The sequence below is a fragment of the Lacinutrix undariae genome (genome assembly GCF_052934785.1).
This window is the reverse complement of record NZ_CM128809.1, coordinates 604,202-620,000: the sequence shown is the minus strand read 5'-3', so window position 1 is coordinate 620,000 and position 15,799 is coordinate 604,202. Positions and strand designations below refer to the sequence as shown.

Genomic DNA, 15,799 nt, shown 5'->3' with positions numbered 1-15,799 from the left:
GAGCAATATGCTGCAATTTATGGTTTATTGAAGTTTAATGATTCTTCTCAAATTGAGCAGGTTTATGCTGTGTTTACTTCTGTTGGTTTTGAAAGTAAGTGTGGTAGAATTGCTGCTTCGTATATTTTAAAACTGGGTAATGCGAGTTATAAGGCGAAATTAAAATTAGCTTTATTAGACAAATTCCCTAATGATCTTAAAATTGAAATATCAAATAGAGATTCATTTTTAAATACGTTAGCAGTTTACTTTTTACAAGATAAAAGTATTGATGCTGCGTTATTATATTATGTGTATTTATATTCTTTTGAGGATGTAAATATGCGTGATTCATTATTACGTTTTATTACTAAAGTTCCGTTGAAGGCTAATACTTTTAAGTCTATTAGATATATTTATCGTGCGAGTTTTGAACTTAATGATATTACTTTTTATGCTTTGGTATCTAAACAAACGGCGGTTAGCGCTCCTGGATATTCTTCAAATTATATTTATGTAAATAATGAATGGACGGATGCAGATGATGAGAAACAGAAAAAAAATCCAACAATAGCTTTTTCTAAAAAGACTAAAGCATATTTTAATAAAACAACTTATAAGTTTGTTTACGATATTAGTGTTAATAACTCTGAAAAATATGTTGATTACGCCACTAAACTTTTAGTTTCACTAGATGATACTGTTGATAACTGCAAAGAAGATATTCAATATAATTATATTTATAATTCTGAAAGAAGAAATTATCATACAGAAAAACGTACATATCCAAAATACCATGAATTTTCGGCTTTAATGTTTATTGTTTATGGTGCTTCAACTCAACTGAACCGCGAGCATAATAAATGGTTTTACACCGGTGATGTAAATTTTGATGCGTTACCACGTGAAGAATTATTACCTGAAATTTGGAATACTAAACCTAACGAGGTTTTATATATTTTGGTACATGCAAAAAGTGAGATTGCTATACAATTTGCTTTAAAGATTATTAAAGCGAATCGTGAATTTTTGGACGATATTTCTGATGATATACTTAAAAAACTAGTAGCTCATTATCACCCAAAAGTTTTAGAGTTAATACTTCGTGTTATTAAAAGTAAGTATAATTTAAAACAAGCAGAACCAAGTATTGTTATTGCTTTATTACAATCTAAAAATGAAAAAGCTATTGATTTAGCTTTAAATTGGGTGAATACTTATGAGCGTCATTATTTTTCTGACTCCAATTTTATCGCCAATTTATTACTTTGTGAAACAGAAAAAGTGGTTAATTACCTAAAATCATTATATGCAGATTATGCTAAATATAATGTTGCTATACAATTTAATCAACTAGAAAGTCTTTTTAAAAATCCTTCGGTTTTCTCTTTTGAACATTTATTAGCTATCAATAATTTAATAGGAAATACTCATTTTGGGGAGTTACTTAATAAGGTTTTGGATACAGATATTATTGAACTCGCAAAATCTAGTTTGGTTACCAATAAATTATTTGCTGCCAATTTAGCAAAGCAGAACACAACATCTAGCGATATATTATTTAAAGATTCTATTGATGATTATATTCAATCTGACGACGCTCAATTACGCCATGTAGGAATTGAATTGCTATCAACATTCCCCGATGATTTTTTATTAAAGCATCATAAAATGATAAGCGGTTTTTGCTTTTCGGAATATAGCGAAGTACGTACAGCAATACAACCAACTATTGAACGCTTGATAATTTTAGATTTAAATTTTAAAAATAATCTCTTTAATAATTTATTACAGATTATTAATGTTGAAGAAAATTACGAAGGTCTTCATCTTAATTGTTACACACTTTTAACCGATAACTATAGCATTTATCTCAACGATATTTCTGAAGAGCAGATTTTTAGTTTGGTATTATCTAACTATGAATATGCTCAAAAAATAGGAACTCCGTTATTTATCACTAAAACCAATTTACATAGTTTACCAATGCGTACGATTGTAAATTTTGCAAATAGTGCCATTTTTGATGTTAGAAAAATGATACAAGATTATTTTACAACACATATAGATCGTATAAATAATGAATTGGAAGCTGCATTATTGATCTATAATTCTACATGGGAAGACATGATAATATGGAGTTGTACATTTTTTGAAACTTATATTACGCCAGAAAATTGGACCACAAATATGTTATTATACGCTTGCGATCATACTAAAAAAGACGTTCAAGCTTTTGGTAGAAAAATGATAACACAACATTTTACCGAAGATAAAGGTTTACCGTTGTTATTAAAACTCCAGGAACATCCTACAAAAGATATGCAGTTTTTTGTAACTAATTATTTAGATAATTATGCAAAAGATAACGAAGCTGTGATTTTAAAATTAGAACATTTTTTTAAATCTAGTTTATTTAATATCAATACCCATCGTACAACAAAAACTAGAATTTATGCCTTTTTAGAAGCAGAATCTATAAAAAGCATTGCAGTTGCAAACATGACGATTACTTTAATTAGTTCGGTTTTAGGCACCAAAATTAAAACAGATACAAGTCATAATATTGATGTGTTATTATCTATTGCAGAACACCACCCAAATTTAGAAGTTCCATTATTAATAAAAATGAATTAGGAGATGCAGTTTAATTATAAATATGGAAGTACAAGCGCTGTTAATAATGGCGTATCTTCAACAGGTGTCAATTTTGCTCCCGATGTATTACGTGAACCTACTTTTTTTGTAGGAACTTTAAATGAAAAAATCCCTTTTCGCGAAGCCATTTCTGCATTACATCATGTAGTGGTTGCCGATTTTAATTTTCAACCTAAAGACAATACCGCATATTTAGCTTGGTTAAAAAGTCAGGAAGAAATCTGGTTAGCTCAAGCAAGTGGCGAATTATCTAAATTACAAACCGAAATTCATAATGTACGCGCAAAATTAGAAGGACTTCGTAAAGAACGCGAATTAATTACTAAGCCTTATTATAAAGCGCAAAGTGCATATTTTAAATATTTATACAAACGCGATTATGATGCGTGGATGGTTTTAGATCCCGTAATTACTGTGCATCCCGATCAAGTATTTTTTGAATGTTTTAGTAAAGATGAATCCGTTTACGGAAAATTATCTTGCGGTTACGACGTGTTTAACCATATTAATGAATTTAAATGTGGAACCACAAATATCGATTACTCGAAAAAACTATACGAGGAATTTCAGAAAATAAGAACTTATAAAACCACCGATTTTAAAATTGATCCCAAAGGATTTGATGTTAAAACTACAGGAGAAGATACTTACAGAGAAGTAAAAATAGATTTACCGGATAGTTGGGTACGTGGATTTTTACAAGTAAGTAGTGCAATGACTTCAAAAAAAGTATCTTTTGAATTAGAAGCTATTGACATTGCTAATTTTATTTCGGTATTAAAACGGAATAAAGAACGAAAAGGTCCGCGGTCAATTAAATATATTCTCAAACCTAACCAACCCATTATTGCTGTTTTTGAACCTTGGAATATTGAAGTAGTTTGTAAACAATCAATTTATAAAGGTGAAAGTGCCCAAGAAATTAGAGTTTGGGGTCGTCGCCGAATTTTACTTTTAGAACGATTATTACCTATTACCAATAAATTTACAGTACATCTTTTAGGATCTGGAATGCCTTCATTTTACACCGCACATCTTACATCACAAATGTATTTTACTTTAGGACTTTCTGGGTGGACAGCAAATGATTGGACGCAATCTAGCCAATTAGATTTATTAGCTCCACGAACACAAGTTCCGGCAACCACTATGCAATCTATTTATTTAGAATTACGTAAAAATTGGTTTGCAAACGAAAATGATTTAGCCAAAACTTTAAATTTAAAAGTTTCAACAGTTAATAAATCACTTGAAACTTTTACCCAAGCTGGAAAAGTAATTTACGATTTAAAAAATAAAGTATACCGCATTCGCGAATTAAAACGAGATGGTATTGATATTGAATCGTTACGTTTTTCTAGCGAAACCGATAAAGAAGCTTATAAATTAATGACACATGGCGCGGTTAGTGATTTAAACGTTCACGAAAAAAGCGATAAAATAGTTCTCACAAGTTTAGTGAGTAATACATATAAAGCGGTTGTAGTTATTGACAAAGATTTAAAAATTGTTGATGGTAATTGTAGTTGCGATTATTTTTATATGAATAAATTAACAAAAGGACCTTGCTCACATTTATTAGCGACAAGAATCACTTTTGATAAAAAATAATATTATATTTAAACCATGGTAGTAATAAGATAAAAACCTTGCATTTTGATTGGTGGATCGCCAATCTTGCTTACAGATACCGAACGCGTCACTGACTCGAACTTAACTTGTGAAATAGGTACTAGTGTACCATTTCCGGTTAAACTTCTGCGAAGTGAAATAGTACACTAGTACCTATTTCACTGGAGTTGTTCAATTCAGTCTTAAGAATCGTACGAAGGGAACTAAACATACATCTTATTGCTACCTTTTTTTTGTTATATGAAAAACTCTACAGAAAGAAGACAAGAAATTTATGATAAAATAAAAGCATCGTCTAAGCAAGAATATATTCTTTCTGAAATGAAGCGTTTAGGTTTTTGGAATGATGTTGACTTAGATTTTAAAGCGGTAAATGCTTTCTTTAAAGAAGAGAGTGAATTATCTCGCGAGCTAAGTAAATTATTACAAGAAAAAAATATCATTGAAGATCCCGAAGCCTTTTTAGCTCAAAAACATCAAGAACGAAAACGCGCTTCAAAACTATCTCAAAAAGAAACTAAAGTACGTCGTGAAAAAGAACGTTTGGAAAAGGCCGAAAAATGGCAAATTTCTAAAGCTAAAGACATCATTTATTTGGGTGAAAATTATTCGCACCAACTTAATGAGCAAACTTCAGATGTTAATAGATTACAATTAAATAATCTTCCAATTTTACATACCGCAGAAGATATTGCAAAAGCAATGCATATCACTATTGCTGAACTTCGTTTTTTATCCTATTCCCGAAAAAACTCGAAAGTAAACCATTACAAACGGTTTCAAATGGCAAAAAAATCTGGTGGTTATCGTTTAATTTCGGCACCTATGCCTAAATTAAAAAAAGCACAACACTGGATTTTAGAACATTTATTAAACCATGTTTCTGTGCATGAAAATGCTCATGGCTGTGTGTTAGAAAAATCAATAAAAACTAATGCAACGCCACATATTGGAAAAGCGGTTGTGATTAATCAAGATTTTAAAAACTTTTTCCCATCTGTAACTTACACGCGCATTAAAGGTGTGTTTATGAGTTTAGGATATTCTCATCAAGTGGCTACAATTTTTGCCTTAATCTGTTCGGAACCTAAAATTTTGGATGTCTCCTTATTAGGTGAAAATTATTACGCACAACGTGGCGATCGTTTTTTACCTCAAGGTGCGCCTTGTAGTCCGGCAATTACTAATATTTTATGTAAGAAATTAGATTATAGGTTATCTGGATTGGCAAAAAAATACAATTTTGTGTACACTCGTTATGTTGATGATATTACATTTTCTGGTACTGTAGACGCTTATCCTAATATTTCAAAAATTCTGAAGTATTCAAGATATATTGTGAAGTCAGAAAATTTCACTTTACATCCCGAAAAATTACGTATTATGAAACGTAATGCTAGACAAGAAGTAACAGGTGTTGTGGTGAATGAGAAAGCTAATATTCCGAAGGCATCATTAAAACGTTTCAGAACCCTTTTATTTCAAATTGAAAAAGATGGAATTGAAGGTAAATATTGGACTAAAGGTGGAAATGTTTTAGCACAAATTGATGGATATGCTAATTATATTTTTCAGATTGATCCTGTAAAAGGCGCTATTTATAAACAACGTGTTGCTAATATTTTAATTACATATAATTATAAAGAAGCACATAAAAAGGCTTATCCTTCTGTAGCTAAACAAGGTGAAAGTACTTCGGTATTTGATAATGTTTTCAAAAAAATAAAATCGTTTTTTAGACGATAAATTAATTTTTCAACAGAATATATCCTCTAATTTTTCATTTTTATGAACAGCTGTATCTAAACAAGTCGTTTAATTATGTATCTTGAAACTTCTTTTAAAACTAAGTAATGGATACCAATAAGGAGCTAGATTTAGCATGGAGTTTTGTTAATCACACCAACAGAAGTGTGTTTTTGACAGGAAAAGCAGGTACTGGAAAAACAACGTTTTTACATAAGTTAAAAACGGCATCTTTAAAACGTATGGTTGTTGTGGCACCTACTGGTGTTGCGGCGATTAACGCAAAAGGGGTAACTATTCATTCCTTTTTTCAAATGCCTTTTGGACCAATACTTCCGGAAACGGACTTAAATGCCAATGCAGGTTTTAATAGAAAATTTAGTAAAACAAAAATCAACATTATTAAATCTATGGATTTATTGGTGATTGATGAAATTAGTATGGTGCGCGCCGATTTGTTGGATGGTATTGATAAAACATTACGTCGTTTTAAATCGCGTGATAAAGTTTTTGGCGGTGTTCAAGTTTTAATGATTGGTGATTTGCAACAATTATCGCCTGTAATTAGAGATAATGAGTGGCAATTACTAAAACCATATTATCAAAATGGATTCTTTTTTAGTAGTATGGCTTACCAACAAAGTATGGCGATTACTATTGAATTACAACATATTTACCGTCAGGATAATCCTACGTTTATTAATATTCTAAATGAAATTAGAAATAATTGCCTAACGGAATCTTCGGCTGCCGAATTAAACAAACGTTTTGACCCCGATTTTAAAGCCACTTCAACCGATGGTTATATTGCATTAACTACTCATAATAATAGGGCAGAAGCTACAAATCTTGGAGAGTTAAAACAATTGTCGGCAAGAGCGTTTACTTATAAAGCAAAAGTAGATGGGAAATTCCCGGAACAATCCTATCCTAATAAAGAAACGTTAAGTTTAAAAGTAGGTGCTCAAGTGATGTTTATTAAAAATGATAGCTCACCAGATAAACGATATTTTAATGGGAAAATAGGGAAGATTATTTCTCTAAACAAAGATGAAGTTGAAGTAAAATGTCCTGGAGATAGTTCTAGTATTACCACAAAAGTAGAAGTTTGGGAAAACATAAATTATAATGTTGATCCAGAAACAAAAGATATAAAAGAAGAACGTATTGGAGGTTTTACACAAATTCCATTACGATTGGCTTGGTCAATAACCATACATAAAAGTCAGGGTTTAACTTTTGAAAAAGCCATTATTGATGCCGAAGGTGCTTTTGCTCACGGTCAAACTTACGTAGCTTTAAGTAGATGTAAATCTTTAGAAGGTTTAGTTTTAAAGAGTAAAATTCATCCCAAACAAATTATTAGCGACAGCAATGTGATTTCGTTTAATAAACGTGCACAAGAAAATGCACCTGATAGCTTTGTTTTAGAAAACTCAAAAAAAGTTTTTCAGTTAGATTGTATTGTTGAGATTTTTAATTTCTATCAGTGGTTATATCCTGTAAATAGAATTTTAGATATTTTCTATAAAAACCGAGGTAGTATTGTTGGTGATATTGAAACGCCTTTAATTGCGATGAAAGATTGCATTACCAATTTACTAAAAGTGAGTCATGGTTTTAGCTCTCAATTAAGACAATTAGAAGATGATGATCGCCTCCCAGAAAGTAGTAAAGTGATTAATGAACGTTTTACAAAAGCGGTTACATATTTTAAAACTGAAACGGAAAAGAAACTAATAGCCTCTTTAGAAAACTTGAAATTTACAACTGATAATAAAGTTTTAGAAACCGATATTTTTAAGCAAACTGACACTTTAGATGAGTTATTAGATATAAAAATGCTTTATTTTAATAATTTAAAAGATGGTTTTAAAACCAATACCTTTTTAGAGTTACGCGCAAAATCTGTATTTTTAACTAAAAATAAACCTAAAAAGAAGAAAAGCACTATTGTTGACGGGACTACCAATGTAGATTTATATGAAATTTTACGCATCTTAAGAAACGAAATTGCCGAAGAAAACGAGTTGATCCATTATCAGGTTTTTACACAAAAAGCATTGTATGCTATGTGTGAATCTTTACCAACCACTACCAATCAGTTGTTAAAAATTGATGGCATGGGAAAAGTACGTGTTGAAAAATATGGCGCTCAAATTTTAAAAGCTATAAAAGCTTTTTGTGAAGAAAATGATATAGATTCTGAAGACAGAAATACAGGTGTTAAGGCTGAAAAGAAAGTTAAAAAAGTAGATACACGAACACAATCTTTAGAACTTTTCAAAAAAGGAAAAACAATAAAAGAGATTGCTGCACATAGAGAATTAAACGAGAATACTATTTTTAGTCATTTGGTAACTTTTATCCCTTCTGGGAAAATTAAAATTACAGATTTAATGTCTAAAAAACATTTTGAAGCTTTGAAGAAAGAAATTCCGAAGTTAAAATATGATACGCTTTCAGATTTAAAACATCAGTTAGATGAAAAATATTCTTACGGAGAATTACGATTAGTTGTTGAAGATTTAAAACGCGATTAATTAGTACATCATTTTATAAAAAAAAAGACTCAACCTAAGTTGAGTCTTTTTTATGTACTATATAAAAGGATTATCCTTTAATAATTCCCCTTGAGATCACAATTTTTTGAATCTCAGAAGTTCCTTCATAAATTTGAGTAATTTTTGCATCACGCATTAAACGCTCCACATGGTATTCTTTTACAAAACCGTTTCCACCGTGAATTTGTACAGCTTCTACAGTATGTTCCATAGCTACTTTACTAGCGTATAATTTTGCCATTGCACTAGACATGTCGTAATTATTACCTTGATCTTTATCCCAAGCAGCTTTCATTACTAACATTCTTGCAGCTTCAATTTCAGTATGCATATCAGCTAATTTAAAAGCAATAGCTTGATGATTACAAATTTCTGTACCAAAAGCCTTACGTTCTTTTGAGTATTTTAAAGCTAACTCATAAGCACCAGCAGCGATACCTAAAGCTTGAGATGCAATACCAATACGTCCACCAGATAAAGTTTTCATTGCAAATTTAAATCCAAATCCATCTTCACCAATACGGTTTTCTTTAGGTACTTTTACATCATTAAATTGTAAAGTATGAGTATCACTACCTCTAATACCTAATTTATCTTCTTTAGGCCCAATGTGAAAACCTTCCATGCCTTTTTCAACAATAAAAGCATTAATTCCATGGTGTCCTTTTTCTCTATCTGTTTGTGCAATTACTAAATATACATCAGCTCTTCCTCCACTAGTAATCCAGTTTTTAGTACCGTTTATTACATAGTGATCTCCCATATCTATTGCTGTTGTACTCTGTGATGTTGCATCACTACCAGCTTCTGGTTCACTTAAACAAAAGGCTCCAACATTTTCACCTGTAGCTAATTTTGTTAAGTATTTTTGTTTTTGCTCTTCGTTAGCATAAGTTTCAAGACCGTAACAAACTAAAGAGTTATTTACAGAAACAATTACAGAAGCCGAAGCATCTATTTTTGATAATTCTTCCATAATTAATACGTAAGAAATAGCATCCATACCACTTCCACCATATTTAGGGTCTACCATAATTCCTAAAAATCCTAGCTCTCCCATTTTTTTAACTAATTCTGCAGGAAATTCCTGTTTGTTGTCTCTTTCAATGACACCCGGTAATAATTCGGTTTGTGCAAAATCGCGAGCTGCATCGCGAATCATGATATGCTCTTCTGTAAGATTAAAATCCATAGTTGTTAAATATTGTAGAATTGATAAAAATATGATGGCAAAGATATAATTTTGTTAGCGTTTTTTCAATATAGAATAGTATTTTTACAGATATGTTAATAGATTCTTATAATATAGTTGCGGTAATGTCTGGGACTTCTCTAGATGGGATAGATGTTATTTATCTTAATTTTAAATGGGATAATGGTTGGAAGTATACTGTTTTTGAAAATGAAACTATTTCATATTCAAGGCATTGGGTTGGTGTTTTGCGTAATTTAATAGACCGTGATATTTCTGAATTAAAAACAATTGACCGAGATTATACCACATATTTAGCTACTGTTATAAATAAATTTATAGATAAAAATAATATTAAAAATATCCATGCTGTTTGCTCTCACGGTCATACAGCTTTGCACCAACCTCATAATGGGGTCACATATCAGATAGGAAATCTCCCAAAATTAGCCACTTTAATTCATCAAACTGTTGTTTGTGATTTTAGAGTTGAAGATGTTGCTCTTGGAGGTCAAGGTGCACCATTAGTGCCAATAGGAGATGCATTATTATTTAAAAATTTTGATTTTTGTATCAATCTTGGTGGTTTTGCTAATATCTCAACAGAAGAAAACCAACAACGTATCGCTTATGATATTTGTCCTGTAAACATTGTGTTAAACCATTATGTGAAACAACTTGGGTTTGATTATGATGATGAAGGGAAGATTGCTGCTTCAGGAAAAATTAATAACAATTTACTTGAAAAACTCAATGCTTTGGAATTTTATACTAAAACTCCTCCAAAATCTCTAGGGCTAGAGTGGGTTTCAAAATATATCTTTCCGCTAATTGATAGTTATAATTTAGAAATTAATACCATATTAAAAACATTTATTGAGCATGTGGCTATTCAAATTTCAAAAGCTATAAATACAAAAGTAAAAGCATCAGTTCTAATTACTGGAGGAGGTGTATATAATACCTATCTTATACAAGAAATACAAGCATTAACTACTCATAAAATTGAGCAACCAAACAATGAAACTATTGAATTTAAAGAAGCCATTATTTTTGGATTATTAGGAGTCTTAAAACTAAGAAACGAAATTAATTGTTTGAGTTCTGTTACAGGAGCATCAAGAAATCATAGTTCAGGTAAGATTTACATCATATAAAAATATTGAAAAATTAATATTTAAGGATTATTAGTTTTTTATATTTGTTGAAGATTAATTAACAACATGAAATGCGCTTAATGATTAAATTTAAGCAAATGACAGTCATATAACTATAAAATGAAAGATTTACTTCAAAAATACGAAGACAAAGAGCCAGAAATTATTTTTAACTGGAAAGACTCAGAAACAGAAGCCGAAGGTTGGACCGTGATCAACTCATTAAGAGGTGGTGCAGCAGGAGGAGGAACCCGTATGCGTAAAGGATTAGACATGAACGAAGTTTTATCTTTAGCAAAAACAATGGAAGTTAAATTTACGGTATCTGGACCAGCTATTGGTGGTGCAAAATCAGGAATTAACTTTGATCCTAAAGATCCAAGAAAAAAAGGGGTTTTAGAACGTTGGTACAAAGCGGTGTCTCCATTACTTAAAAGTTATTATGGGACTGGAGGAGACTTAAACGTAGATGAAATTCATGAAGTAATTCCAATGACAGAAAATGTTGGAGTTTGGCATCCACAAGAAGGAGTTTTTGAAGGTCACTTTAAACCAACACAAGCAGATAAAATTAACAGAATAGGACAATTAAGACACGGTGTAATCAAGGTTATTGAAAACCCAACTTTTTCGCCAGATGTTAATAAAAAATATACAGTAGCCGATATGATTACAGGTTACGGTGTTGCTGAAGCAGCAAAACAATTTTACGCAGTTCGCAATGAGTCTATTGTTGGAAAACGTGCTGTAGTGCAAGGTTTTGGAAATGTAGGAGCTGCAGCAGCTTTTTACTTAGCTCAAATGGGAGCAAAAGTTGTTGGTATTATTGATATTGTTGGAGGGTTAATAAAAGAAGAAGGATTTACTTTTGAAGAAATCACAGCACTTTATTTAAACAAAGACGGTAATACTTTAGGAAAAGGAGATTTAATCCCTTTTGATGAAATGAACAAAAAAGTATGGAGTTTACAAACTGAAGTTTTTGCACCGTGTGCTGCTTCTCGTTTAATTACTAAAGACCAAATTGATCAAATGATTAATAGTGGATTAGAAGTGATTTCTTGTGGAGCAAATGTACCTTTCGCAGATAAAGAAATTTTCTTTGGACCTATCATGGAATACACAGATAATAAAATTAGCTTAATTCCAGATTTTATTTCAAACTGTGGTATGGCAAGAGTATTTGCTTACTTTATGGAGAAAAAAGTACAAATGACAGATGAGGCCATTTTTAGTGATACTTCAGACATCATCAAAAAAGCTATTGAAAACGTATATCGTAAAAATCAAACAAAAACCGGTATTAGTGCAACTGCTTTTGAATTAGCACTAAAAGAACTTATTTAATATAAAATTTTATGGGAACAATAATTGTATTAGTCTTTGTAGTAGGCTATTTAGCGATAACGTTAGAGCACAATTTAAAAATTGATAAGCTTATTCCTGCATTAGTAATGATGGCCATAAGTTGGGCATTAATTGCTTTAGGTATTGATAGCTTTCCGCAGTGGTTTGACTCTGCAAAACATACGCTTTTAGATAATTTTGGTTTACTTGGCCATGAAGAGAAAATGCATTTAATGGAAGAAACGTTGTTGCACCATTTAGGTAAAACAGCCGAAATTCTAGTGTTCCTATTAGGCGCAATGACAATTGTTGAAATCATTGATTATTTTGATGGTTTTTCAACAATTAAAGGTTTTATCAAAACAAAAAGTAAAAAACGAGTACTTTGGATCTTTGGGTTTTTAGCATTCTTTTTATCTGCAATTATTGATAACTTAACGGCTACAATTGTATTAATTTCAATCTTACAAAAACTTATTGGTAATAGAGATGTACGTATTTGGTATGCAGGTTTAATTATTATAGCAGCAAACGCAGGTGGTGCATGGTCTCCAATTGGAGATGTAACAACAACTATGTTATGGATTGGTAAAAAAGTAACTACAGGTCATTTATTTGTATACTTATTTTTACCATCATTACTATGTATGTTAGTTCCTACATTTATAGCTTCATTCTTACCAGCATTCAAAGGGAAGTTAGAAGATAATGAAGAAAAAGATGATAAACCAAAAAACAAGCATAGCTCAAAAATGTTATACTTAGGACTTGGAGGAATTGTTTCAGTACCCGTTTTTAAAACAGTAACACATTTACCTCCTTATGTAGGTATGATGTTAGCATTGGGTATTGTTGCTGTATTTGCTGAAATTTATAGTAATTCAAAATTTGCCATGTCTGCAACAGTAGATGAAGACAGTGATTACGAAGGAAGTCATAGTCCAATTCACCATTCATTATCAAAAATTGAAATGCCAAGTATCTTATTTTTCTTAGGAATTTTAATGGCAGTTGCTGCTTTAGAATCTTTAGGAATCTTATTTGGTTTCGCTTCTACATTACAAGATTCAATGCCAATGCTAGGAACAGAAATTCACCACGGTGGCGTTTCAGATTTAGTAGTATTATTATTAGGAGTTGGATCGGCAGTTATTGATAATGTACCATTAGTAGCAGCCAGTTTAGGTATGTTTACTGAAGGATTAGATAATGAACTTTGGCACTTTATCGCTTATTCAGCAGGAACAGGTGGAAGTATGTTAATCATTGGATCGGCTGCAGGTGTTGTAGCTATGGGAATGGAAAAAATAGATTTTTTCTGGTACCTTAAAAAAATCTCTTGGTTAGCCTTAATTGGTTTTCTTGTTGGTGCAGTTGCATTTATGTTTACAAGAACTATTGAGTTGCCATCAGATACAGATGCTGAACATACTGCTGCACATGCTGCAGAACATGCTGCAGCTTCTATCTCAATAAATGATAGTGCAGATATACTTAAGTTATAAAATACACGTTATTACAATAGTTAAAAATATATTATATGAGTTTAAATATTAATTTACAAGATGGTGTAGAATTGCTTCCAGAAGAGGAAAGCGTTAAAAAAACACTATCTATCATTGAGCTAATTAGTAGTGGAGGACTTGCTGGTCAAATTATTATAGCACTTCTTTTTGTACTTCTAGTAATGGCTATTTATATTTATTTTGAAAGAATTTTTGCAATAAAAGCAGCATCTCAAATAGATTCAAACTTTATGAATCAAATTAAAGATCACGTTAGTAATGGGAAAATTGATTCAGCTCAAATGTTATGTGCTCAACAAAATACACCTGTTTCAAGATTAATAAATAAAGGAATTTCTAGAATTGGAAAACCTTTAGAAGATATTAATACCGCTATTGAAAACGCAGGACGATTAGAAGTGTACGGACTAGAAAAAAATGTAAGCGTTTTAGCTACAATTTCGGGTGCAGCACCAATGATTGGGTTCTTAGGAACTGTAATAGGTATGATTTTATCTATTTTCGAAATTGCAAATTCAGGAGGTCAAATAGATATTAAACTATTAGCTGATGGATTATACACTGCAATGACTACAACCGTTGCTGGGTTAATTGTAGGTATTGTAGGATACATTGCCTATAATCACTTAGTGGTTAAAACAGACAAAGTAGTATACCAAATGGAAGCAAATTCATTAGAATTTTTAGATCACCTAAACGAGCCTATTTAATGAATTTAAGAGGAAGAAATAAAGTGACGCCAGAATTCAATATGTCATCTATGACAGATATTGTATTTCTGTTATTGATATTTTTCATGCTGGCGTCAACTTTAGTAACTACAAACGCTATTGATATTCTCTTGCCAAAAGCAAGCGGAAAAACAGAGAACAAAAAATCTGTAGCAGTAAGTATTACTAAAGACTTAAAATATTATATCGATCAGAAATTGGTAGGAGAAAACGTATTAGAAAATCAGTTAATTACTGCATTGTCTAAAGATGAACAACCTACAATTGTGTTAAGAGCAGAAAAATCTGTTCCGGTAGAACATGTGGTAAAAGTTATGGATATCGCTAACCGAAATAAATATAAAGTTATTTTAGCAGTACAGCCTAATAATTAATTCCGAAAATGAAGTATTTAGAAACCAAACACGAACAAAATTCAGCTAAAATAACAACACTTATTATTGTTATTCTGGTCTTACTTATGTTTGTAGTTGGTCATGATTATGTAGATCCTCCAGAAGAATACGGTGTTGCTGTAAACTTTGGAACTACAGATTTTGGTAGTGGAACAGTGCAACCTAAAGCACCTATTAAATCGGAACCTAATGAGAAAATTACCGAACCCGTAATTGAAGAATCTCAACCAGAAACTACCGAAACTGAAGAAACTACACCTGTTGAAGAAACATCTAAAACCGAAGATGTTATTACAGCAGAATCAGCAGAATCTATTGCAATAAAAAAACAAAAAGCTGCCGAAGCTAAAGCAATCTCAGAAGCTAAAGCAGAAGCAAAACGTGTTGAAGCAGCAAAAAAAGCAGCAGCAGAAAAGAAACGTAAAGAAGAAGCTGAAAAGAAAAAAGCTCTCGATGCACTTATTGGAGGTGTTACCAAATCTGAAGGTACAGAAACAGGAGGAGAAGGTCCTGATAATAAAGGCGGAGATAAAGGCCAATTAGATGGAGATCCTTATGCGCCATATAATGGAAATCCTGGATCAGGTGCAGGAGGAATGGGCTACGGATTAAATGGTAGAGGTAAACCTAGCTTTAAAGTTTATGATGGTTGTGAAAATGAATACGGATTAATAGTTGTTGATATTGTAGTTAACCAAAGCGGAAATGTTATTGAGGCAACTCCAGGAGCAAGAGGAAGTAGCAATGCAACAACTTGTCTTAAAGAAGTCGCTAGAAAAATTGCGAAGTCTTATAAATGGCCTGCCGATGCAAATGCACCTACACGACAATTTGGTAAAGTGAGTATCAATTTTACCCCTTCAAATTAAAAA

Annotated in this window: 11 protein-coding genes (1 of these 11 only partly in view); 10 read left to right on the top strand and 1 reads right to left on the bottom strand. The window is 31.5% G+C overall.

Annotated features, from left to right (window positions below):
- The 4 genes from ACU4C5_RS02885 to ACU4C5_RS02870 form a co-directional block, all read left to right on the top strand.
- On the top strand, positions 1 to 2,616 hold the 3' portion of the coding sequence (locus ACU4C5_RS02885; protein WP_446845552.1) for a WGR domain-containing protein. It extends 447 nt beyond the left edge of the window; 2,616 of the gene's 3,063 nt are visible here — the last part of the coding sequence; its start codon lies beyond the left edge, outside the window; the stop codon is at positions 2,614 to 2,616.
- Positions 2,617 to 2,619: 3 nt separating this feature from the next.
- Positions 2,620 to 4,248 (top strand): SWIM zinc finger family protein, encoded by a 1,629-nt coding sequence (locus ACU4C5_RS02880; RefSeq protein WP_446845551.1) that lies wholly within the window; start codon positions 2,620 to 2,622, stop codon positions 4,246 to 4,248.
- A 261-nt stretch (positions 4,249 to 4,509) separates the two neighbouring features.
- Positions 4,510 to 6,015, top strand: a complete 1,506-nt coding sequence (locus ACU4C5_RS02875) for a reverse transcriptase family protein (protein WP_446845550.1) — start codon at positions 4,510 to 4,512, stop codon at positions 6,013 to 6,015.
- 107 nt (positions 6,016 to 6,122) lie between these two features.
- The gene (locus tag ACU4C5_RS02870) at positions 6,123 to 8,558 is read left to right on the top strand and encodes a helix-turn-helix domain-containing protein (protein ID WP_446845549.1); all 2,436 of its coding nucleotides are present in this window, start codon (positions 6,123 to 6,125) and stop codon (positions 8,556 to 8,558) included.
- A gap of 70 nt (positions 8,559 to 8,628) precedes the next feature.
- On the opposite strand, the gene ACU4C5_RS02865 is transcribed toward ACU4C5_RS02870, so the two are convergent.
- On the bottom strand, positions 8,629 to 9,771 hold the full coding sequence (locus ACU4C5_RS02865; RefSeq protein WP_446845548.1) for an acyl-CoA dehydrogenase: 1,143 nt from the start codon (positions 9,769 to 9,771) through the stop codon (positions 8,629 to 8,631).
- Between the two features lie 92 nt (positions 9,772 to 9,863).
- Here ACU4C5_RS02865 and ACU4C5_RS02860 point away from each other — a divergent pair, with 92 nt between their 5' ends.
- From ACU4C5_RS02860 to ACU4C5_RS02835, 6 genes are all read left to right on the top strand, one after another.
- Positions 9,864 to 10,928, top strand: a complete 1,065-nt coding sequence (locus ACU4C5_RS02860; protein ID WP_446845547.1) for an anhydro-N-acetylmuramic acid kinase — start codon at positions 9,864 to 9,866, stop codon at positions 10,926 to 10,928.
- Between the two features lie 120 nt (positions 10,929 to 11,048).
- On the top strand, positions 11,049 to 12,275 hold the full coding sequence (locus tag ACU4C5_RS02855) for a Glu/Leu/Phe/Val dehydrogenase dimerization domain-containing protein (protein WP_446845546.1): 1,227 nt from the start codon (positions 11,049 to 11,051) through the stop codon (positions 12,273 to 12,275).
- A gap of 11 nt (positions 12,276 to 12,286) precedes the next feature.
- Positions 12,287 to 13,780 (top strand): sodium:proton antiporter NhaD, encoded by a 1,494-nt coding sequence (gene nhaD / locus ACU4C5_RS02850; protein ID WP_446845545.1) that lies wholly within the window; start codon positions 12,287 to 12,289, stop codon positions 13,778 to 13,780.
- 35 nt (positions 13,781 to 13,815) lie between these two features.
- On the top strand, positions 13,816 to 14,511 hold the full coding sequence (locus ACU4C5_RS02845) for a MotA/TolQ/ExbB proton channel family protein (protein ID WP_446845544.1): 696 nt from the start codon (positions 13,816 to 13,818) through the stop codon (positions 14,509 to 14,511).
- The gene (locus ACU4C5_RS02840; RefSeq protein WP_446845543.1) at positions 14,511 to 14,906 is read left to right on the top strand and encodes an ExbD/TolR family protein; all 396 of its coding nucleotides are present in this window, start codon (positions 14,511 to 14,513) and stop codon (positions 14,904 to 14,906) included. Before ACU4C5_RS02845 ends, ACU4C5_RS02840 begins: the two co-directional genes overlap by 1 nt.
- 8 nt (positions 14,907 to 14,914) lie before the next feature.
- Positions 14,915 to 15,796, top strand: a complete 882-nt coding sequence (locus ACU4C5_RS02835) for an energy transducer TonB (protein ID WP_446845542.1) — start codon at positions 14,915 to 14,917, stop codon at positions 15,794 to 15,796.
- Positions 15,797 to 15,799: the final 3 nt, after the last annotated feature.

What these genes read in the sequence shown, in the direction of transcription:
- ACU4C5_RS02880 (WP_446845551.1), top strand. Translation starts at nt 2,620, where the DNA reads ATGCAGTTTAATTATAAATATGGAAGTACAAGCGCTGTTAATAATGGC.
- ACU4C5_RS02875 (WP_446845550.1), top strand. Translation starts at nt 4,510, where the DNA reads ATGAAAAACTCTACAGAAAGAAGACAAGAAATTTATGATAAAATAAAA.
- ACU4C5_RS02870 (WP_446845549.1), top strand. Translation starts at nt 6,123, where the DNA reads ATGGATACCAATAAGGAGCTAGATTTAGCATGGAGTTTTGTTAATCAC.
- ACU4C5_RS02865 (WP_446845548.1), bottom strand. Translation starts at nt 9,771, where the DNA reads ATGGATTTTAATCTTACAGAAGAGCATATCATGATTCGCGATGCAGCT.
- ACU4C5_RS02860 (WP_446845547.1), top strand. Translation starts at nt 9,864, where the DNA reads ATGTTAATAGATTCTTATAATATAGTTGCGGTAATGTCTGGGACTTCT.
- ACU4C5_RS02855 (WP_446845546.1), top strand. Translation starts at nt 11,049, where the DNA reads ATGAAAGATTTACTTCAAAAATACGAAGACAAAGAGCCAGAAATTATT.
- nhaD (WP_446845545.1), top strand. Translation starts at nt 12,287, where the DNA reads ATGGGAACAATAATTGTATTAGTCTTTGTAGTAGGCTATTTAGCGATA.
- ACU4C5_RS02845 (WP_446845544.1), top strand. Translation starts at nt 13,816, where the DNA reads ATGAGTTTAAATATTAATTTACAAGATGGTGTAGAATTGCTTCCAGAA.
- ACU4C5_RS02840 (WP_446845543.1), top strand. Translation starts at nt 14,511, where the DNA reads ATGAATTTAAGAGGAAGAAATAAAGTGACGCCAGAATTCAATATGTCA.
- ACU4C5_RS02835 (WP_446845542.1), top strand. Translation starts at nt 14,915, where the DNA reads ATGAAGTATTTAGAAACCAAACACGAACAAAATTCAGCTAAAATAACA.